This is a genomic window from Nocardia flavorosea NBRC 108225, from assembly GCF_001613385.1.
In the GTDB taxonomy this organism is placed as follows: Bacteria; Actinomycetota; Actinomycetes; order Mycobacteriales; family Mycobacteriaceae; genus Nocardia; species Nocardia flavorosea.
Map to the genome: position 1 here is coordinate 119,418 of NZ_BDCG01000016.1, position 19,724 is coordinate 139,141.

23 protein-coding genes are annotated in these 19,724 nt (G+C 66.4%); 12 read left to right on the forward strand and 11 right to left on the reverse strand.

The window, feature by feature from the left end:
• Positions 1–3: 3 nt before the first annotated feature.
• From NFL01S_RS20790 to NFL01S_RS20815, 6 genes are all read left to right on the forward strand, one after another.
• The gene (locus tag NFL01S_RS20790) at positions 4–2,214 is read left to right on the forward strand and encodes an acetyl/propionyl/methylcrotonyl-CoA carboxylase subunit alpha (RefSeq protein WP_062977762.1); all 2,211 of its coding nucleotides are present in this window, start codon (positions 4–6) and stop codon (positions 2,212–2,214) included.
• Between the two features lie 2 nt (positions 2,215–2,216).
• A complete protein-coding gene (locus NFL01S_RS20795) occupies positions 2,217–3,377 on the forward strand; it encodes an acyl-CoA dehydrogenase family protein (protein ID WP_062977764.1) in 1,161 nt (386 codons plus the stop codon).
• 189 nt (positions 3,378–3,566) lie between these two features.
• A complete protein-coding gene (locus NFL01S_RS20800; RefSeq protein ID WP_084493029.1) occupies positions 3,567–4,457 on the forward strand; it encodes an enoyl-CoA hydratase family protein in 891 nt (296 codons plus the stop codon).
• 6 nt (positions 4,458–4,463) lie between these two features.
• Entirely contained in the window at positions 4,464–5,066 is a 603-nt protein-coding gene (locus NFL01S_RS20805; protein WP_062977766.1) for a TetR/AcrR family transcriptional regulator, read from the forward strand.
• Positions 5,067–5,211: 145 nt separating this feature from the next.
• Entirely contained in the window at positions 5,212–5,631 is a 420-nt protein-coding gene (locus tag NFL01S_RS20810; RefSeq protein ID WP_062977768.1) for a nuclear transport factor 2 family protein, read from the forward strand.
• A gap of 334 nt (positions 5,632–5,965) precedes the next feature.
• On the forward strand, positions 5,966–6,289 hold the full coding sequence (locus tag NFL01S_RS20815) for a hypothetical protein (RefSeq protein WP_157116761.1): 324 nt from the start codon (positions 5,966–5,968) through the stop codon (positions 6,287–6,289).
• Positions 6,290–6,463: 174 nt separating this feature from the next.
• On the opposite strand, the gene NFL01S_RS20820 is transcribed toward NFL01S_RS20815, so the two are convergent.
• The 6 genes from NFL01S_RS20820 to NFL01S_RS20850 all read right to left on the reverse strand — a co-directional run bounded on the left by NFL01S_RS20820 (position 6,464) and on the right by NFL01S_RS20850 (position 10,332).
• On the reverse strand, positions 6,464–7,351 hold the full coding sequence (locus tag NFL01S_RS20820) for an oxidoreductase (RefSeq protein WP_062977772.1): 888 nt from the start codon (positions 7,349–7,351) through the stop codon (positions 6,464–6,466).
• A 95-nt stretch (positions 7,352–7,446) separates the two neighbouring features.
• The gene (locus tag NFL01S_RS20825; RefSeq protein ID WP_033246407.1) at positions 7,447–7,872 is read right to left on the reverse strand and encodes an organic hydroperoxide resistance protein; all 426 of its coding nucleotides are present in this window, start codon (positions 7,870–7,872) and stop codon (positions 7,447–7,449) included.
• Between the two features lie 8 nt (positions 7,873–7,880).
• Positions 7,881–8,345, reverse strand: a complete 465-nt coding sequence (locus NFL01S_RS20830; RefSeq protein WP_245670813.1) for a MarR family winged helix-turn-helix transcriptional regulator — start codon at positions 8,343–8,345, stop codon at positions 7,881–7,883.
• Between the two features lie 83 nt (positions 8,346–8,428).
• On the reverse strand, positions 8,429–9,049 hold the full coding sequence (locus NFL01S_RS20835) for a hypothetical protein (protein ID WP_157116763.1): 621 nt from the start codon (positions 9,047–9,049) through the stop codon (positions 8,429–8,431).
• 429 nt (positions 9,050–9,478) lie between these two features.
• Entirely contained in the window at positions 9,479–10,024 is a 546-nt protein-coding gene (locus NFL01S_RS20845; RefSeq protein WP_062977780.1) for a hypothetical protein, read from the reverse strand.
• Entirely contained in the window at positions 10,021–10,332 is a 312-nt protein-coding gene (locus tag NFL01S_RS20850) for a hypothetical protein (protein WP_157116765.1), read from the reverse strand. Before NFL01S_RS20850 ends, NFL01S_RS20845 begins: the two co-directional genes overlap by 4 nt.
• A gap of 557 nt (positions 10,333–10,889) precedes the next feature.
• On the opposite strand from NFL01S_RS20850, the gene NFL01S_RS20855 reads away from it, so the two are divergent.
• Positions 10,890–11,303: a hypothetical protein gene (locus tag NFL01S_RS20855; protein WP_062977784.1), complete on the forward strand. Its 414-nt coding sequence runs from the start codon at positions 10,890–10,892 to the stop codon at positions 11,301–11,303.
• Between the two features lie 364 nt (positions 11,304–11,667).
• On the opposite strand, the gene NFL01S_RS20860 is transcribed toward NFL01S_RS20855, so the two are convergent.
• Together NFL01S_RS20860 and NFL01S_RS20865 are read right to left on the reverse strand one after the other, a co-directional pair.
• Complete coding sequence (locus NFL01S_RS20860; protein ID WP_084493031.1) at positions 11,668–12,690, reverse strand: SMP-30/gluconolactonase/LRE family protein; 1,023 nt, start codon at positions 12,688–12,690, stop codon at positions 11,668–11,670.
• A 27-nt stretch (positions 12,691–12,717) separates the two neighbouring features.
• Positions 12,718–13,146: a pyridoxamine 5'-phosphate oxidase family protein gene (locus NFL01S_RS20865; protein WP_062977786.1), complete on the reverse strand. Its 429-nt coding sequence runs from the start codon at positions 13,144–13,146 to the stop codon at positions 12,718–12,720.
• A gap of 134 nt (positions 13,147–13,280) precedes the next feature.
• Here NFL01S_RS20865 and NFL01S_RS20870 point away from each other — a divergent pair, with 134 nt between their 5' ends.
• The 3 genes from NFL01S_RS20870 to NFL01S_RS20880 all read left to right on the forward strand — a co-directional run bounded on the left by NFL01S_RS20870 (position 13,281) and on the right by NFL01S_RS20880 (position 15,312).
• Complete coding sequence (locus NFL01S_RS20870) at positions 13,281–14,081, forward strand: class I SAM-dependent methyltransferase (RefSeq protein ID WP_062977790.1); 801 nt, start codon at positions 13,281–13,283, stop codon at positions 14,079–14,081.
• 183 nt (positions 14,082–14,264) lie between these two features.
• The gene (locus tag NFL01S_RS20875; protein WP_062978183.1) at positions 14,265–14,753 is read left to right on the forward strand and encodes a cupin domain-containing protein; all 489 of its coding nucleotides are present in this window, start codon (positions 14,265–14,267) and stop codon (positions 14,751–14,753) included.
• An 88-nt stretch (positions 14,754–14,841) separates the two neighbouring features.
• Entirely contained in the window at positions 14,842–15,312 is a 471-nt protein-coding gene (locus NFL01S_RS20880) for a PPOX class F420-dependent oxidoreductase (protein ID WP_084493115.1), read from the forward strand.
• 1 nt (position 15,313) lies between these two features.
• On the opposite strand, the gene NFL01S_RS20885 is transcribed toward NFL01S_RS20880, so the two are convergent.
• The 3 genes from NFL01S_RS20885 to NFL01S_RS20900 form a co-directional block, all read right to left on the reverse strand.
• The gene (locus NFL01S_RS20885; protein WP_062977792.1) at positions 15,314–16,078 is read right to left on the reverse strand and encodes a DUF2332 domain-containing protein; all 765 of its coding nucleotides are present in this window, start codon (positions 16,076–16,078) and stop codon (positions 15,314–15,316) included.
• Positions 16,079–16,214: 136 nt separating this feature from the next.
• Positions 16,215–16,799, reverse strand: coding sequence for a hypothetical protein (locus NFL01S_RS20890; protein ID WP_062977794.1), 585 nt, complete (start codon positions 16,797–16,799; stop codon positions 16,215–16,217).
• Positions 16,800–17,230: 431 nt separating this feature from the next.
• On the reverse strand, positions 17,231–17,944 hold the full coding sequence (locus NFL01S_RS20900; RefSeq protein ID WP_062977798.1) for a GntR family transcriptional regulator: 714 nt from the start codon (positions 17,942–17,944) through the stop codon (positions 17,231–17,233).
• A gap of 99 nt (positions 17,945–18,043) precedes the next feature.
• On the opposite strand from NFL01S_RS20900, the gene NFL01S_RS20905 reads away from it, so the two are divergent.
• Positions 18,044–18,730, forward strand: a complete 687-nt coding sequence (locus NFL01S_RS20905; RefSeq protein ID WP_084493033.1) for a phosphonatase-like hydrolase — start codon at positions 18,044–18,046, stop codon at positions 18,728–18,730.
• Positions 18,731–18,764: 34 nt separating this feature from the next.
• The gene (locus NFL01S_RS20910; RefSeq protein ID WP_062977800.1) at positions 18,765–19,724 is read left to right on the forward strand and encodes a phosphate/phosphite/phosphonate ABC transporter substrate-binding protein; all 960 of its coding nucleotides are present in this window, start codon (positions 18,765–18,767) and stop codon (positions 19,722–19,724) included.

Sequence of the window (19,724 nt, forward strand, 5' to 3'; positions counted from 1 at the left end):
GTCGTGACGCAATCACAGCTCATCACCAGTGTTCTGGTGGCCAACCGGGGCGAGATCGCCCGCCGGGTCTTCGCGACCTGCCGCCGGATGGGACTCGGCACCGTCGCCGTGTACTCCGACGCCGACGCGGAATCACCGCATGTGGCAGAGGCGGATGCGGCGGTCCGGCTGCCCGGGAACACCCCGGCCGAGACCTATCTGCGCGCCGATCTGATCCTCGCCGCCGCGCAGGCCGCCGGCGCCGATGCGGTCCATCCCGGTTACGGTTTCCTCTCCGAGAACGCGGAATTCGCACGCGCGGTACAAGCCGCCGGACTGGTGTGGATCGGCCCGCCCGTCACCGCCATCGAAGAGATGGGTTCCAAGGTCGCGGCCAAGAAGATGATGGACGCCGCCGGGGTACCTGTGCTGGCCGAACTCGACCCCGGCGAGGTCACCGAGGGTCAACTACCGGTCCTGATCAAGGCCTCGGCCGGTGGCGGCGGTCGTGGGATGCGCGTGGTGCGCACGCTGGCCGAACTTCCCGAGCAGCTCGCCGGAGCGCGCCGGGAAGCCGAGTCGGCATTCGGCGACCCGACGGTGTTCTGCGAGCGTTACCTCGAAACCGGCCGCCATATCGAGGTCCAGGTGATGGCCGATTCCCACGGTACGATCTGGGCGGTGGGCGAGCGTGAATGTTCGATCCAGCGCCGGCACCAGAAGGTTGTCGAGGAGGCGCCGTCGCCGCTCGTGGAGCGTATCGATGCCGCGCGGTCCGGTGATTCGCACCAACCTCATCTCGTAGGTTCCGCAGCCGGGGCGCAAGGGCATGTGCCGTACGGACCGGCGGAGTCGACGCCCACGGGCGAAGCGGACTCGGGGGCCGACGGCGGCGCACCAGCAGTCGGCGGGGACGGACACCGGGCGGTAGCAGGTACACCGGCAGACGGCGGTATGCGTGACCGGCTGTACGCGGCTGCTCGGCAAGCGGCCGGCGCCATCGGCTACACCGGTGCCGGAACAGTCGAATTCCTGGCCGACGAGTCCGGGGAGTTCTTCTTTCTCGAGATGAACACCCGGCTTCAGGTCGAGCATCCGGTCACCGAATGCACCACCGGTCTGGATCTGGTCCAGCTCCAGCTGGAAATCGCTCAGGGCGCACAGCTCCCGGCGCAAGCACCCCGTATGCGTGGTCATTCGATCGAGGTCCGGCTCTATGCCGAGGATCCTGCGCAGGACTGGCAGCCGCAGAGCGGAACCGTGCAGCGCATCGAGATCCCTTCCGTGGCGACCGAATTCGACCTGCTCGAACGTCCCGGCCTCCGCCTGGATTCCGGTGTCGCCGACGGTTCGGTGGTCAGCGTCCACTACGACCCGATGCTGGCGAAGGTCATCTCCTACGGCCGCACCCGCGACGAAGCCGCCCGGCTGCTCGCCGGGGCATTGCAACGGGCCCGGATCCACGGCCTGGTAACCAACCGTGACCTGCTGGTCCGCGTGCTGCGCCATCCCGCCTTCCTGGCGGGTGATACCGATACCGCCTTCTTCGCCACCCATGGCCTGGGCACCCTGTCCGAACCTTTGGTGAGCCCGGACGACGAGAAACTGTCGATCGTCGCTGCCGCTTTCGCCGAATCCGCCGCCAACCGGGCACGTGCCACCGTGGTCGCGGGTGTGCCCAGCGGCTGGCGAAACCTGCCCTCGCAATCGCAGCGCAAGTCCTACGAGAGCCGGACGAGCGGCCCCCACGAGGTCGACTACCGATTCACCCGCACCGGTGTGACGGTCGCCGGGTTCGCCGGACTCGAACTGATCTCGGCCACACCCGATCAGGTGATCCTCGCCGTACCGGGTGCGGACGGGCCGGTGCGCCGCCAGTTCGCCGTCGCCCGCTACGACGACCTGGTCTGCGTGGATTCCGCCCTCGGCCCGGTCACCGTGCGGCGGCTGCCCCGGTTCACCGACCCGGCCGACCAGGTCGCCACCGGATCGCTGCTCGCTCCCATGCCGGGCAGTGTGATCCGGCTCGGTGCCGAGGTCGGGAGCACTGTCAGCGCCGGTCAGCCCATTCTGTGGCTGGAGGCCATGAAGATGGAGCACACCATTGCCGCCCCGGCCGACGGCGTGCTCAGCGCGGTCGATGTCGAGGTCGGTCAGCAGGTGGATGTCGGCGCCGTACTCGCCGTGGTGGACCCCGCCGCCGAGAACCACGAACAGCCCGGAAACCAGGAGTAACAATGAGCTTCATCGAAACCGACGAACGCAAAGAGCTGCGAGCCGCCGTAGCCGCGCTGGCCGCGAAATACAGCTACCGCGACTATGTGCTGCCCAAGGCGCGTAACAACGAGCCGCTCGACGAACTCTGGCAGGAGGCCGGCGGCCTCGGTTTCCTCGGCGTGAACCTGCCGGAGGAATACGGTGGTGGCGGCGCCGGTATGTACGAGCTGGCGCTGGTGATGGAGGAATTGTCCGCGCAGGGTGCCGGTCTGTTGCTCATGGTCGTCTCGCCCGCCATCTGCGGCACCATCATCACCAAGTACGGCACCGACGCGCAGAAGTCCGAATGGCTGCCGAAACTCGCCGACGGTTCGGCCAAAATGGTTTTCGGTATCACCGAGCCCGACGCCGGCTCCAATTCGCATCAGATCACCACCACTGCCCGCCGTGACGGTGACGACTGGCTGCTCACCGGCCGCAAAATCTTCATCTCCGGAGTCGATCAGGCCGAGGCCGTGCTGATCGTGGCCCGCACCTCCGACCACAAGACCGGCAAACTCAAGCCCGCGCTGTTCATCGTCCCCACCGACGCTCCCGGGTTCGAGAAGACCCCGCAGGAAATGGACATCATCGAACCGGACCACCAGTTCACCCTGTTCCTCGACGATGTCCGGCTGCCCGCCACCGCCCTCGTCGGCAAGGAGGACGCGGCCCTCATGCAGCTGTTCGCGGGCCTCAACCCGGAACGCATCATGGGTGCGGCCATGGCCGTCGGAATCGGCCGTTACGCGATCGACCGGGCCGTCGAATACGCCAAGGAACGCACTGTCTGGAAATCCCCGATCGGTGCCCACCAGGGAATCGCGCATCCGCTGGCCCAGGTGAAGATCGAGGTCGAACTGGCCCGGTTGATGATGCTCAAGGCCGCCACCCTCTACGACGCCGGCGACGAGATGGGGGCCGCCGAGGCCGCCAATATGGCGAAATACGCGGCCGCGGAAGCCAGTATCAAAGCACTGGACCAGGCCATCCAGACCCACGGCGGTTCCGGACTCACCAACGAATACGGCCTGGCCGCCATGCTCGGTGCGGCCCGGATCGCACGTATCGCCCCGGTGAGCCGTGAAATGATCCTCAACTTCGTCGCCCAGCATTCGCTCGGGCTGCCGAAGTCCTACTGAGCGATATCCGCCCAGCCGATCCCGAAGAAAGGCAGGTCCGCTGATGACGTGGCCGGACTCCGCGACCGCATCGTCGGTGGGTCCCGGTGCGCCGGCCTGTCGGCCGGCTGGGCGGATTCTGCTGCCGGCGCGACATCACCGCCGGGGCGCCACCGATCTTCCACCGCGTGAACGTAAAGGCAGGCTCCCGTGACCGGAACCGATGATGTCGATCGTGTAGTCCGCTATGCCGTCGCAGACGGCTTCGCGACCCTCACACTCGACTCCCCGCACAACCGCAACGCCATCTCGTCCGCACTGGTGACCCAACTTCTCGAAGGGTTCGAACGCGCGGCCGTCGATGCGGCCGTGCGCGGTGTGGTGCTCACCCACACCGGCAACACCTTCTGTGCAGGTGCCGATCTGAAGGAGGCGGTGGATGCCGACCCGGCCGCAGCGGCCGATATCCGCACCCAGTGGATGGTCCGGTTACTGCGTACGGTCCTGGAGGTGCCGAAACCGGTGGTCGCCCGGGTGGACGGCCATGTCCGGGCCGGCGGTATGGGTTTGCTCGCGGCCTGCGATATCGCCGTCGCGGGCCGCGGCAGCAGTTTCGCTCTCACCGAAGCCCGGCTCGGTTTGGCGCCTTTCGTCATCTCGCTGACGCTGTTGCCCAAGCTCATTGCCCGCGCCGCCGACCGCTACTTCCTGACAGGTGAGAAATTCGACGCCGATACCGCCGAACGTATCGGCCTCGTCACCCTCGCCGCCGATGATCCGGCGGCGGCGACAACCGGTCTGCTGGCCGAACTCCGGCAGGGCTCACCCCAGGGTCTCGCCGAGAGCAAACGGCTCACCACCGCGCCCGTGCTCGCGGAATTCGACCACAGCGCGGAGGAATTGGCCCAGCGCTCGGGACGTTTCTTCGGTACACCGGAAGTGATCGAAGGGATGACGGCGTTTCTCCAGCGCCGGCCGCCCCGGTGGGCCGCCGAACCGAACGCGGCGCCGGTCGAGCCCGCCACCGCGCGACAGACACCGCCCGCATCGGACTCCGCGGGCTCCGCCGGGCGGGCAGCGGAATCGCGCTCGGCAGAATAGACCGCTATGGCGACACCGCACGAACCCAAACAGGACCGCAGCCGGGCCACCCGGCAGCGGCTCCTCGAGGCGACCATCGACTGTCTGGCCGAGAAGGGCTGGGCCGCTGCAACGGTTTCGGTGGTCGCCGAACGGGCCGGGGTTTCCCGCGGTGCCGCCCAACACCATTTCCCCACCCGGGAAGACCTGATCACCGCCGCCCTCACCTACATGTTCGACACCCGCACGGACCAGGCAGTGACGGCGGCGGTCAGTGAATCCGGTCCGGTCCGCACCGAAGCCGTCGTCGCGGGTCTGGTCGAGTCCTACACCAGCCCCCTCTTCAAAGCAGCACTACAGGTGTGGACCCACGCCGCCGCCGACCCGGCGCTGCGCGAACGAATCGTTCCACTGGAGGCCCGCTTCGGCCGCGGCGCCCACCGCCGCGCCGTCGAAGCTCTCGGCGTCGACGATTCCGACCCGGTGACCCACCACCTGGTCCAGGCCACTCTCGACCTCGCCCGCGGGCTGGGCCTGGCCGATGTCCTCACCGACGATTCCGCCCGCCGCAAACAGATCGTTCACCAATGGGCCGCCACTCTGCACGAGGCCCTCGAAGCCAGGCGGTAACCGGGTACACATCCACGGTGTGACCGCGTCCCATCGGGGCTGCGATTACCGGTCCTGCACGGAATCCATTACCTCTCAGGTAATCGCCACAGTGCACTGAGCGCTGCGAGTATCGGGTGACACGGAACGAAGCCAGGAGAACACGATGACCGATACCACTGCCGCAGTGACCACCCGTACCACGGTCGAGAGTTTTCTCGCGGCCCGCTCCGCGGGCGATACCGCGGCACTCACCGCGCTGTTCGCCGACGAAGTCGATTGGCAGCTGGCAGCGAACCCCGATGTGCCCTGGATCAAGCCCCGCCGCACCGCGGCCGAATGCGCCGCCCAGTTCGATGACCTGATGGCGCATGTCGTTCCCGAGGACGCCCGCGCCGAGATCGACACTTTCCTGGTAGATGGAGCGGACGCGGTTCTGTTCGGTCATGTCGCCGGTCGGGTCCGCGCCACCGGAAGAACCTTCGAAGGCCCTTTCGCCCTGCGGCTGACCGTCGAGAACGGCCGCATCACCCGCCACCATCTCTACGAGAACAGCGTCTCCATCGCCCAGGCGTGTATGCCCTGACCGAGTTACCTTCGACTGCGCCGCGCCGAGCGCGTTTTCAGGTGTTCAGGTTCTTCGTTATCCGAGGCCGCCCGGAGGTTTGCCGCGATCGCCGCCGGGGCCTGATGGATCGATATCGGTAACGCGGAGCGGTCTCGAACGAAAGATCTCGAAGAAGGTCCAGGTAGCGAGCGTGGTCGGTAATTTGTGAGGCGGTTCGGCCGCAGGTGGAGACGGCCCGGATCACGCCGTTGTTCGATCACGATCGGCGTTCGCGATCGGTGCTTTCGGTAGCTCGGGTTCGTTGCACAGCGGGGCATGTGAATTGCGGCTCCGCTCATGAGAAGGGGCGTGCATGGCTGATACGAGACGTTCTAGACATACCGAACGGGCAGTTGCCGCGATAACGACGCTGGGCGCCAGGCTTTCCGATGGTTGGTTACGCCATGAGCTATTGGTGGCGTCCATCGTGCTCTCGTTGTTCACCTTGGTGATGGGGCTGACGTCCGAGCACCTGGGATGGCGGATCGGATATTGCGCGGCGGGCACCGTGGGTGCCACGGCTTCGGTGCTCGTGCTGCGCAGGGACGGGCCCAGGCAGTGGATGGCTTCCGTCGGAATAGCGGTGTCGAACGTGATCCTGCTGATCGTGTACGGGCGGATGTCCGGCGATCTGTGAGGGTCGGCGAAAAACGTGCCGAGAATGTCCACCGGTCCGGCCGCCGTACGTAAGCGAGCGCCCGCGGTGGCGCGGGCCCAGCCCGGTTTCGACTACCCAGATGTACGGCGGCACAGATGCCGGTGATGCGGTCCGCGGCGCAGGCGGACCGTGCCACCGGATGCGGCGGCCGATTCAGCCGAGGCCGAACGAGACCCCGGTGAGTTCTTCGGAGACATCCCACAGCCGTTCCGCGGTTCGCACATCACTCGCTCCGGCCGAACGGCCGACCAATGCGGGGTAACCGTGGAGTTCGCCGCGGCCGTCGGGCCCGACATAGCTTGCTCCGGGAAGGTCCTGGGTGGCGGCGAACAAGGTGGTGCGGGCGGCCTGTTCCGGCGTCTGGGCGAGGATCCGGCCGGCGAGATGCACGATCCCGACCAAGTATTTGTTACGGTCCCGGGTGCCCAGTTCGGTGGCCGCGTAACCGGGGTGCGCCGCCATCGAACGGATCTCCGAACCGGTCCTTCGCAGCCGGCGTTCGAGCTCGAGGGTGAACAGCAGGTTCGCGAGTTTGGCGCGGGCGTAGGCCTTCACCGGGTTGTATCCGCGTTTCCCGAAATCGAGATCGTCGAAGTCGATGGTGCCCGAGCGGTGCAAGCCGGAGGACAGTGTCACCACGCGGTCGGTGATATGCGGGAGCAGTAGATTGGTGAGCGCGAAATGTCCGAGATGGTTGGTGCCGAACTGCATTTCGAATCCGTCCGCCGTCCGCGATTCGGGCACCATCGCGACCCCGGCGTTGTTCACCAGGATCGCGATCGGGCCGTCCCAGGCATCGGCGAACGCGCGTACGGAGGAGAGGTCGGCGAGGTCGAGCCGGCGCACCTCGTTACTGCCACCGACCCGCCGCGCGGCCTCGGTGCCACGGTCGAGGTCACGGACGGCAAGCACGGTATGCGCCCCGGCGCGGGCGAACGCGGCGGCGGTACCGAACCCCACGCCGCTGTTCGCGCCGGTGACGATGACGGTGCGGCCGTCGAGCGCGGGCATCTCGGCCGCGGTCCAATGCGTGGAACTCATGGCCCCGACCGTATCGGGCCCCGCCGATGCCGGCGACCCTGCCTCGGAAGGCCGGTCATCTTGTCGTTTCCGGACCGCGGTGACCCGAGCTTCGCTCAGTCGTCGGTGACGACCACATCGACGTCGATATTGCCGCGGACCGCGTTCGAGTACGGGCACACCTGGTGTGCGGCGTCCGCGAGTTCCTGGGCGGCGGCATGGTCGAGGGTGGGGATGACGACCTCGAGGGTGACGGCCAGCCCGAACCCGCCGCTGCCGTTGGGCCCGATACCGACCCGGGCGCCGACGCTGGAGTCGCCGATTTCGACCTTCTTCGTGCGGGCCACGAGTTGCAGCGCGGAGTGGAAGCAGGCGGCGTAACCGGCGGCGAACAACTGCTCCGGGTTGGCTCCGTCACCGCTGCCACCCATTTCCTTGGGCATGGCCAGTTGCAGATCGATCCGCCCGTCCGGAGTGCGGGTGCGGCCGTTGCGGCCGGCGCCGGTGGAGATCGCTTCGGCGGTGTAGGCGATATCGGGCATCGAATTCCTCATTCCTGGTTGTCTTCCCGGTTCTGCGATTCGCAGAACCGGGTGGCGAGATCACGCAGTAGAACGGCTTCTTCGGGGGACATCTGGAACTTGAGCTGAACTCGGCGCTGCACCGCGGCGACCCGCGGCTGTAAGCGCCGGCCGGCCTCGGTGAGATGGATGGTGACCAGTCGCTCGTCGGCATCCTCACGCCGTTTCTCGACGATCCCGAGCGTTTGCAGCCGCCGTAGCAGCGGTGACAATGTCCCGCTGTCCAGCCGCAATCGTTTGCCCAGCGCCGAGACGGTGATCCCGTCCTCCTCCCACAACGCCAGCAAAGTGACGTATTGGGTGTAGGTGAGCCCGAGTTCGCCGAGCCCGTCCCGGTAGGCGTTGGACGCTACCCGCGCCGCCGAGTACAGCGCGAAGCAGACTTGCGAGTCCAGCAGCAGGTCTTCTTCCACGCCGATGATACTGCCACGCAATCGAGATTCGTGCAACTAAGTTGCGTGCAACTTAGTTTTGGACAGGTGTCTGTCGATTCCGGCCTACCCTGCCTTGGCGGTGGCTACCAGATCGAGGGAGCCGCTACCGGCCGCGGATGCCTTCCGAGATCGTCCAGCGCCGCGATGAACGCGGGATGTGCGGTCACCACCAGGGCGGTGCGCTCATCGCTGAGCCGGGCGCGCAGAACAGGGCGCGCAAAACTGAAAGCGCCACGGGTGAATGCGAGCCCGTACACCAATGCATAGGGCGCCGCTTTCACGATGTTGTCCGCGAGATCCGGCATCTGGTCGAACAGCACCGCGCTCGCGACTCTGACGAAGAACAAGGCGACCGGCACCACCGCGGCCACCACCAGGATCGATCCCAGCACACGGCAGAAGATCGTCCGTGCCAGGCAGAGTGGGCAGCGCGGCCACTGGCCGGTGACTTCCACATCGGCCTTCGGGTACTTGAAAATCCGGAAGGCGCCCTTCCCGTCGAGAATGCTCCGCAGATAAGTGATCTGCCGGAGGCCGATCTCACGGGTTGCGAACTTCACCCGCACGCCCTGGCGCTTACACACGGGCTTTCCGTGCTGGGCGCAGATATCCGGCACCGGTTCGGCCACCGATAACGAGGCGTACGGCGCGCCGCCCTCCCCGGCATCGTGCCGGATCGCGATCCGTGCTTCGTTCTTCGTCACCGAGGTTTCTCCGTCGCTCGAGTGTGGCAGTGAAAGGCGGCCGCGAAATCAGGATGCGCGTCGACCCGGAGGAGCCGTTCATCGTCGATCGGCCGGCCTGCGGATGCCGGGGGTGAACTGTGGTCTCGTAGAACAGGGACCGCACGAGTAGCCGCGACACCGCGGGCCGGCCATGTGCGGTGCACACGTCCGGCAGTGGTTGTACGAGCTCCAACTCGAGCGGTGCCACGCTCAACGGCGAACAGCGCCTCTTGTACCAGTGCGGGTCCTTGTACTCCTGCGCTCCCGCCCGGCGCCGCAGCGATACGGTCACATCGGTCGGTGCGTACTGTGTCTCGCGCACGGCCCCACCCGGATGCTCGGAAAGCAACCACGTCCGCTGATAGTCGTTGGGGCGGTACCGGACATCTTCGATCCGCTCCTTCCAGCTCACTGCAACCAGCCGCGTTGCCGTCGCTCCTGGAAGTAGAGGTCGTCCTCGTCGGGTTCGTCCGGGGTGACGACCACATCGCGCCATGATTGCCGGCGGTCGGGTGCGGGATTGCCCGGTGCTGCGGGACCGGTTGTGGCCGCGGAACCGGGCAGGGCGCCGGGAGGGGCCGGCGCGGGACTCGGTTCCGGCGGCGGAACGGGGGCGGCCGGAGGTGGCGGCTCCGGGACGTCGGGGTCGCGCTGCCGGTAGCTTGCGAGGGTCGCGTTGCCCTCGTCGATCAGCCGTTTCTTTTCGTCCGGTGTCTGAGCACGCAGGTCTTCCTGCGCCTGCGCAAGCACCGAATCATTCAGCCGCAGAAATGATTCGCTGTGCCGGAGATCGCGCAGACTCCCGTTGCCCTGCGCTATCTCTCGGAGTTGCTTTTCCATATCCGGGGCCAGTCCACTGCCGGCGAGGATGTTCAGAGCACTTCTGAGGTGACGTGACATACCGATATGGCCGCCGGCGAGATCGAGCATCGGTTCCTCTTCGCGGTTCGTCATAGCACTCCGGGGTGGTCATAGGATGCGCTGGGCAGGTCGGGGATCGTCCCTGTTTCCAGCGCGGAGAGGAGCCCTGCGGAGATGGCGCCGACCAAAGCCTGAGCCGCGCCGACCCATTGGCTCAGATCGTTGATCGCCTTTGCGACTTTTGTTGCCATAATTGCTGCAATAGCGGCAGTCGTGTTATCGGTACTCCGGTACATGATCGCAGCATTTATCAACTCTGTCGCCGAAGAATCGGTGACGGATCCCAGGCGTTCGTAGTTCGATTTCAACTCTTCGCAAACTTCTTGTAGCCGATCGAGCACCGGTGTCAATATCAGACCACCGCTTTCCTGTACGTTCAGTCACTTCTCCGCGTATGAGACGGTCTGGGAATTCTCTTGTCCCAGTCTCCACAGGTGGCGTGCCGACTCGTCGAGATCGTCGGGCTCGACCTTGAACTCGTAGACCAACCCCGACCCCCCTTGCTGCTAGTCGAGATTCTGCCATCAGATATTGCCATGTGTTCGACGATCGATTCCACCATGACCGGTTGCCATCGGTGTCATACAGCTATTACCGCTGTTCGTACTACTTGCGGAGCCGGATGCTGGACAGATGCGATCCGGACCTTCGGTACGTGTTGCACGGGGGCACGCGGCGCTGCGTGCTCGAGGCTCCGCTCAGGTCGGGGGCCGATCGGGGCCTGTGGTTCGATGAATCCGTCGGAGTTGGTGCTGTGGCCGATGGAGGGGGAATATGCCGTTTTGGTTCTGGCGCATCGTCGGTGGTGTCGTAGGCCTTGCGCTGAGCGCTATGGCGGTAGTCTTTCTGATCGGATCCGATCAATATCGCCGCCTACTACCTGGGTTACGGCAAGGAAATGCGTGTCGAGGTCATTGCGGGGACGAGTTTCCTCGGACCCGGCGGCGATTCTCCGGGCCCCGGTGAGGCCGAGGTGGTCGGCGAGGACCGCAGGGTCGGCATCTACGACGCGGACTCCGGGGAGATGCTGACCGCGCGGCCACGGCTGATCGATAGCGGAGTCGAAAAGTACGTGTACCACGGGAACGCATCAGTTCTGAACGGCCTGACCTCGATCATCCCGGTGTTTCTGTTCGGCGTTCCGGGGCTGCTGTTGCTCTTGTTGCTGGTTCCGAACCGCCTGCTGACACCACTGGAACCGGTATTGAACCGGCTCACCGCGCGATTGAACAGTTTCAATGACCGGATGTCGAAATCTTCTGCGGGCCAGGGCAAGCCGGAGGAGTCGAACCGATATCGGTCGGGGTGGTGAGGTGCGGAAAAGCCGAGGTGACAGTGGCCCGGGCAGGGCTCGAGCGTGCCGGTGAGCCGCGGCGATGAGTTCTGTGCCGCTGCCGAAACCGCAGAATCGTCAGTGGAATCCGGCGCCGCTCACCGACCAGGGGGCCAGGGATAAATAAGGGCCGCGCAGGCCGTTCTCGTCGAACACGGCGCGGTATCAGATCAACTCGCGGATTCGCCGGAATACAGCGTGGCGCCGCCGCCGATGCCCAGTCCTCGTCCGGAAGCGCGGGATCGTCGGACCGTTGGAGCACGTATCCTCGGCGGGCCCGGCCATATCCATCCCCCGCAAACGCGAGGTGAGCGAACTTCCGCTTTCTTTCATCGGCGGTCGATCAGGCCGGTACCCGCGTCACCGCTATGGCCGACTCGTGCAGGCTGCCCAGGATCAAGGTTCCCTCGTGTTCGACGACTCCGGTGACCACGGCGTAGTCCGTGCCGTCGCGCTGGAGGTCGTGGACGATCGAACCGTACGCGTCCACGCCGAGCACCCACGCGGTCCGCACCGGTGCCGGCTTCCATCGGTCGGGCAGCGCCCACGCCGCGGTGCGCAGGAATCCCGGTCGCGGTAGCAGCGAGTCGAGGAATGAGTTCCGGGGCGAAACGAGTGTCACCCATATCAGCCCATCGCTACCGAGCGCGATGTTGTCGGGAAATCCGGGAAGATTGTCCACCAGTGTCTCGCGCGTCCCCGATTTCGGCCCGTGTAGCCAGTAGCGGCTGAGGCGGTAGGCAGCGGTCTCGGCGACGATCAGCGATGCCCCGTCGGGAGCGAAGGCTACGCCGTTGGCGAATTGCAGGTCGTCGAGCAGCGTGTCCACGGCGCCGGCGGGCGTGCGGCGCAGCAATCTGCCCGTGCCGGTGTGCTCGAAAATGTCACCGAGCCATTGCGACAGTGGCCAGCGGGTCGACGAGGCGGTGAAGTAGATGGTTGCGTCGGCGGGATCTTCGATGACGTTGCTCGCGAATGCGAGCTGGTCGCCGTCGACAGCGTCGACCAGGACCTCGACCGGACGGCCCGGCCCCGGCCAGTGCAACAGGCCACGTTCCGCATCGCAGACGAGGAGTGAACCATCTTGCCGGGCGTGCAGTCCGAGCGGGCGGCCGCCGGTATCGGCGACCTCGGTGACCGCTGCGGTGTCGATCTCGACGCGCAGGATCTCGCCGGTGGCGAGGCCCGTATAGACAGCTCCGTCCGCACCGCGAACCACATCTTCCGGTCCGGGGCCGGGAAGCTCGATCCGCCGTACCGGTGGAAGTGGTGGTGTGCTGACCTTCTGCTTCGCCCGTGCGGGTGCCGGCGGAGGCGTCCAGCGCTGCGGCCGCAGGCGGGTCGCCGAGCGAGCGGCAGTGTTCATGATTCCTCCGGATATGTGCATTCGTGGTCAGAGGGCGTAGCGGTGCACTTTATCCGGGTGGATGACGACGCGGAGCAGATCGCCCGCGAGTATCTGGGCGAGGGTGTCGGCACGGGCCCGATCGTCGAGGTTCCAATAGCGCGGGGCGAGTCGGGAACACAGGTCGTGCGCGCCGTCGGACTCGATGGTGGTCCGACCTGAGATGGACACCCAGCGTTCGAGCTCGCCCACCGGTGCCGCGACGACGATCGAGGCGCGGGGATCGCGGCGCAACCGGCGCACCTTCAGCGAGTCCGGTTCCGTGAAGAGCTGGATGGTTCCTTCGGCGGTGGCCTCGAACCATACGGGCCGGGGCTGCGGCGGCTGTGTTGCCCCGGCGACGGAGAGGAATCCGTGCAGGGGGCGCGCGAGGAAATCGAGATCGGCGGCGGTGAGGTGGGTGGAGTCGTCGCTCATAGCGGCAAGTCAACGGCATGTGCGCACCCGAATCCATAGGTGGGACGCCAGAGTGTCTGTGTGATCGTCCATGTGCGGGCGGTCCGCTGCTGAGGGCGTAGCCGGAATAGTTGAAAACCATTACCGTTACGGCTATGTCTGTCAACGACCGCTCCACCCGGGCCTTCGATACCGCGGCCACCGATTTCGACCGCCTCGGTGAGTATCTGTGGCGGCCGATCGCCGCGGCGACGTTGGAACGAACTGCCCCGGCCTCCGGTGAGCGGGTGCTCGACGCCTGCTGTGGCACCGGTGCGTCGGCGCTGCCCACCGCGGAGCGCGTCGGGCCCGCCGGGGAGGTGGATGCGGTCGATCTGTCGGGAGCGCTGATCGATGTCTTGCGGGAGCGGGCGTCCGGCTACCCCCAGCTGCATTCGCATATCGGTGACGTCACCGCCTGGCCGCACGACGGCTACGACCTGGTGCAGGTGGTGCTGGGGATCTTCTTCTTCCCGGATATGACCGCCGGAACCGAACACCTGATCAGCCGGGTGCGTCCGGGCGGCCGGGCCGGGTTCACGATCTGGCGGCGTGGTGCCGTCGAAACCGCTGGTAAACATCTCGCAGCGGCGGTTACCGCGGTCACCGGCGCGACACCGCCACCGCCGCGGCCACCGCATCTCGTCGACGAGCTCAATCAGCCGGACCCGTTCCGCGCCTGGCTCGGCGAACGCGGGCTCACCGAGGTCACCGTCGCCGAACACGAACTACGGCTCTCGATGACCCCTGAGATCGCCTGGCTGCTCGTCACCGGCTCGGGGTTCGCGGGCGCTCTCACCGAACTCGGCGAGTCGCAGATTGCCGCAGTCCGCGACGCCTACCTGACCTCCCTCGACACCGCCGGAATCCGGGAACTGGACGCCACCACCTTGATCGGTGCCGGCACTCGGCGATGACGGTGACCCGTGGCGATGCCTACACCTCCGCGCTGTATCGGGCCGGCTTCCGCCGCAACGGCGCCGCGGGGACCAGCGGTTACCTCTGTCCCTTCGGCGTTTCCCTGCCGCGGTGACGACAGCCGATTACAGTCGGTAGTGCTGGCGAAATCGTCGGCGCCGCAAGATGAAAGAGGGCTGATCATGACCGCGATCGGTCGTGGTGGCGTCCGCAATCCGTGGACGCAGCCGACATACGGTTACTACAACACTCAATTCGAGCAGTCGCTCACCGAGCAGGACACCGCCGGGCAATTGACCATGATGCGGATGACCCTCAACCCCGAATCCGCGCCGCCGCTGCATTTCCACACCCGGGAAGACGAATTCTGGACCGTGGTATCGGGGCGGGTGCGGTTCTGGCTCGGCGGATCGACCTTGGAGAGTTGCGCGGTGCAGGAGGCCGACCCCGGCGCCTTCGTGTTCGGTCCGCGCAATGTCCCGCACACTTTTCAGACGATCACCGAAACCGCCGAGGTGCTGATCGGCAACACTCCGGGCGTGCTGGAGGGCTACTTCACCGGGGTCGGTTCGGCGGACGCCCGCCACGACGACGCGAACACCGACGTCCTGGAGGACTACGGCGTGTTCTTCATCGGCCCTGCGCCGGTGTGGAGCGACTGGAACAACTGATATCGGCCACCTGTCGGTGACTCGGGGGAGAATCCGTCCACGCCGCCGGACGGGAACTCGTCCGGTCCACGACAGTGAGGAGTGGATGATGGCCGAGATCATTCGCGATGCCCATCACGACATCGACAGCATCAAGAGGCTTACCGGGAGTGGAAGGGGCTGTACTGCCGAAATCCCCGACAGTCATATCGATCTGCTCGACAAGGTGAGTTTCGCTCACCTCTCTACGCTCGGGCCGGACGGAGCGCCGCAGGCGCACCCGGTGTGGTATGACGCCGTGGATGGACAGCTGCTCATATCCACCGGGACGGACCGGCAGAAATACCGCAATATCCGGCGCGACCCACGGGTCTCGGTCTCGATCCTCGACCCCGACGATCCGTACCGCTACCTGGAAGTGCGCGGCCGGGTAGTCGAGGTCGAGCCGGACCCGCACAAGGCATTCCTCGACAGGTTGGCGCGCAAGTACCTGGATCGGGACACCTACCCGTATGCGGAGCGGCGCGGGGTCGAGCGGGTGATCCTCCACATCCGGCCCGGCCACGTAGTGGCGGGTTGAGTCAGTCGCCCGTCAGCCAGCTCAGCATGCGGCCGCGGGACCAGCAACGGCCGATGGCCTCGGTGTGCAGGGTGGAACCGTCGAAGATCGCCAGGCCGATGATGCTGTGGCCGGAGGCGTGCCGGTCGCCGAAGGTCGGGATGGCCGGAGCCACACCGACGCCTTCGGCCGAGACCCAGGCCACGGCGCGACCGGCGGCCGATTCATCCAGTCTGTGCAGGAAGCGCAGGCGGCGTTCGCGTGGGAAGCGGGACAGCGCCCAGGTCGTGGTGACGACGGGCAGGGCGTCCGCGGGGACTCGGGCGATGGCGTCGGGCAGCAGGTCGATGGGGTCGCCGGGGAGGAGCAGTGGCGTGGCCGCGGTGGTCAGCGCGATATCGGCGTCCAGTCGAGCCGAATGTCCGGGCCGGTCCGGCGGGGCGGAATCTCGTAGCCGCTGAGCCGCAGCCGGATCGGTCACGTCGATCGGTTCGCGGTCGATACCTATACGGGTGCGGACCTGCGGCATGGACTGCGGTGGGACCGGGTGCCGGCCGACGATTGCGGACGACAGTTGGACCGGTGAATGCGGGTCACCCAGCGGGGATCCGTTGCGATAGGTGATGCCGACGCGATCGACCGTCAAATCGAAACCGGCACCGCAGCCCACATCGATCAACCCGACAGCGTCCGCGCTCATCCGGCGGGCCGCCTCGGTGACGGCCGGATACAACACGGCCCGGGCCTTGGTCGATATGGGCGGGGTCCTCCGTGCACCTTGGGTCATGCAGGTGAATCGTATCGTTGAAACACCGGTTGAGACCTGGGCAGAGGAACCGGGCCGAATCAGCGAACCCGGCCGTGCGCGACCAGAGAGTCATCGGAAAACGAACCGTTAGTTAACGGCGCGGTAGCTGGCGGGTTCAGAACGCGCTGCCGGTACCGGGCATACCCGGCAGTCCGGCCATCGGCAGGGGCAGATGCGGCAGTGCCGGCAAGTGTAGGGCGGGGATCGCCGGCAGCAGTGCCGGTGGGGGCGGCGGGATGTAGGGGTTGGGCATGTTCCAGGTCTGGTTCTGGGTGTCGCCGCCGTTGCTGTGCCCGTGGCCGGCGGGACCGTCGTGGTCGTGTCCGCCACCGTAACCGGCGTGCGAATCGCGGTTCCCGCGGTCGGTGTGACCGCTGTTGAACCGGTCGTTCCAGCCGTCGTAGTTCTGCCGGTTGTGGTCGCGATATCCGTAGTGGCCGTTGTCGTCCCAGCCGAAGTCGTTATCGCCGATGCCGTAGTCGCCGGGTGTGCTGTCGCCGAGCCGGTTGTCGCCGAAGTTGTGGCCGCTGTCGTTGTCGCGGCCGCTGGAACCGTGGGAATCGCGGTCGCTGATCTGTGCCGCGCCTGCCGGGTCCGCGATTGCGGTGCCGGTAACCGCCAGGGGGGCGAGGGCGATGACCGCGATCGCGGCGATCCGGGCGGCGATGCGGCGGGTGCGCTGTTCGGGGTTTCGGTTCATCGGTGGAGTCCTCACTCGTCGCGCCCGTGTTCCTCGGGCGCGACGCCCTTGGGGAGCGGTTATCGATACACTCATTACCGTACCGCTATATAACGGTACATTCAACAGGAAAACGAAAGTAGGCTGATAAGCCGGGTTGCCAACGGCCTGTGTCCTTGTGGTATCGGGCCTGGTGACATGCGGTATCGGCACGGCCGGAAACCTGCGTATGGCGTCCTGCACCGCGCACGCGGTGCGGGAGGAGGTTCGATCGGCGCTGGGTTACGAGGGTCGGACGGCGGCGACAGTTGTCCGGCCCGCTCGGTGGCAGGGAGCGGGCGGTGCCAGATCGGTACCCGGCCGAAGTGCGGGTATTCGCCAATCGCGGGTGGCGATCAACTCCTCGGCGTTCGCTTCGCGGAAACCGTAGGCCGGAAGTCTCCCTCGGGTGGTCAGGGCGTTTGGATGGCGGTGAAAGTCATGCGGTCGCCGCGGTAGAGGGAGCGCCGGTGTTCGATGGGGATTCCGGCGGGGTCGTAGGAGACACGTTTGAGCAGGAACATCGGGGTGCGGGTGTCGACGGTGAGCAGGGCGGCTTCGCGGGCGTCGGGCAGAGTTGTTTCGATACTGTCCACTGCCTTGGCGAAAGTTATGCCGCGACCGGCGATTTCGGCGTACAGCGATTGGGTGTAGTCGAAGGTGTCGATCAGTCCGGGGTAGCGGTGGGCTGGGAGCCGGGTGGTTTCGAGGCCGAGGTGTACGCCGTCCGTGGTGAGGACGCGCTCCAGCTGGATCACCGGATCGCCCTCCTTGATGGCGAGTTGGCCGGCGAGGTCCGCGTCGGCGGTGAGCCGGGTCCAGCCGACGAGAATGCGGGTGGCGGTGTGGCCTTCGGTACGGGCGGCTTCGGTGTAGGAGCCGAGCGCCAAGGGGAGAACGAGTTTCGGGCCGGCGACCAGGGTGGTCCTGCCCTGACGCTCGATCCGGCCGGCGACGAGTAGTTCGCGCAGTGCTTGGCGCACGGTTTCCCGGGCCACGTCGAAGCGCACCGCGAGATCGCGTTCGGAGGGGACGGTGTCGCCGACTCGGAGCCCGTCGAGCAGTTCTTCGATGCTCGCGCGCACGATCTGGTGTTTGAGAACCCGGGGTTCGACGGTCGACGTCACGGTCCAACCCTACCGCGTAGGTGGTCTATACCAGCTGTTAACCCAAGGTTCGCTCAACGGCAGTCCCCTGGTCTATACCAGCATGGCATTCTCGGTCCTGTGCAAGACAACAGCGATATCGCCCTGGCAGTACTGGATATGGCCGGAACCACGGTCGCCGACGACGGCGCCGTGATCGCGGCCTTCGACGACGCCGCCACCACGGTGGGTCTGCCGGCGACCGGCCCCGAGCGCGACAATGCGCGCCGCTACGTGCTCGACACCATGGGCCAGTCGAAAATCGTGGTCTTCCGTGCACTTTTCGGCTCCGAGCACAAAGCGGCCGAAGCCAACGCGGCCTTCGAATCCGCCTACGAACGGTATGTCGACGAGGGCGCGATCGAGCCGATTCCGGGTGCCGCGGAAGCCATCGCGAAACTGCGTGCGGGCGGTATCCAGGTCGCACTGACCACCGGATTCAGCCGGTCCACCCAGCGCCGCATCCTCACCGCCCTCGACTGGACCGAAGTAGCCGACCTGGTGCTGGCCCCCGCCGACGCCGGTCGTGGCCGCCCCTACCCCGACCTGGTGCTCACCGCACTGCTACGGGCCGAGGTCGACGATGTCCGCCGGGTGGCGGTAGTCGGTGACACCGCCAGCGATATCACCTCCGGCCGCCGCGCCGGCGCCGCCATCGTGGCGGGCACCCTCACCGGCGCGCACACCGCGCAGACGCTGCGCGAGGCCGGCGCCACCCACATCCTCGACACCGTTGCCGAACTCCCCGGCCTGCTCTTATCCGCCTGACCCCGTTCGACCCCGACTCCTCCGAGGACGTTGCATGTTCTTCCGCCGAAGCCATACCGCGGCCGCCGTACTCGCCGGCCTGGCACTCACGTTATCCGCCTGTTCCGGCTCCGATCCCGAGACGCTGAACGAACAGGGCTATCCCGAAACCCTGACGCTCGCCGCCATCCCGGCCGAGAACTCCACCGATCTGAAAGCCAGCTACGAACCGGTGATCGCCTTGCTGGAACGCGAAACCGGCTCGGAGGTCGACTTCGTGCAGGCCTCCGACTACGCGGGGGTGGTCGAGGGGCTCATCGCCGGCAATGTCGACCTGGCCTTCTTCGGCCCGTTCGCCTACGTCGTGGCCGGGGTGAACGGTGCGGAGATGACCCCACTGGGTGCAGTCGTGCAGGACAAAGGCACACCGCCCGGCTACCAGTCCTACGGCCTCACCCGCGCGGACAACGACCAGGTCAGCGAGCTCGGCGACTTCAAAGGCAAGAAGGTCTGCTTCGTCGACCCGGGGTCGACCTCCGGATTCCTCTATCCCACAGCCGGTCTGATCGAGAACAAGGTGATCGAGTCCGGGTCGGAGGCGGACCTTTCCGCGGGTGTGCAGCCGATCTATGCGGGCGGCCACGACGCGTCCGCGCTGGCCATCGCGGCCGGTGACTGCGATGCCGGGTTCGCCTTCGACACCATGGTCGACAAAACCCTGATCGAAAAGGGTGACCTGAAACCGGATCAGCTGAAGACGGTCTGGAAATCGGAGACCATCGCCGGCTCCCTGTTCGCCGCGAACAACGCTCTCGGCACCGAAACCATCGATGAACTGCGCACCCTCTTCACCGAGAAGGTCAACGCCGACTACATGCTCGGCGAAGGGCTGTGCACCGGCGATTGCCGGATCACCGACGAACGGGTGTGGGGCGTCGTCCCCGCCACCGACGCCGACTACAACGGCGTGCGCCACGTGTGTGAAGTCACCGGCTCCGAGAAGTGCAAGGGCTGA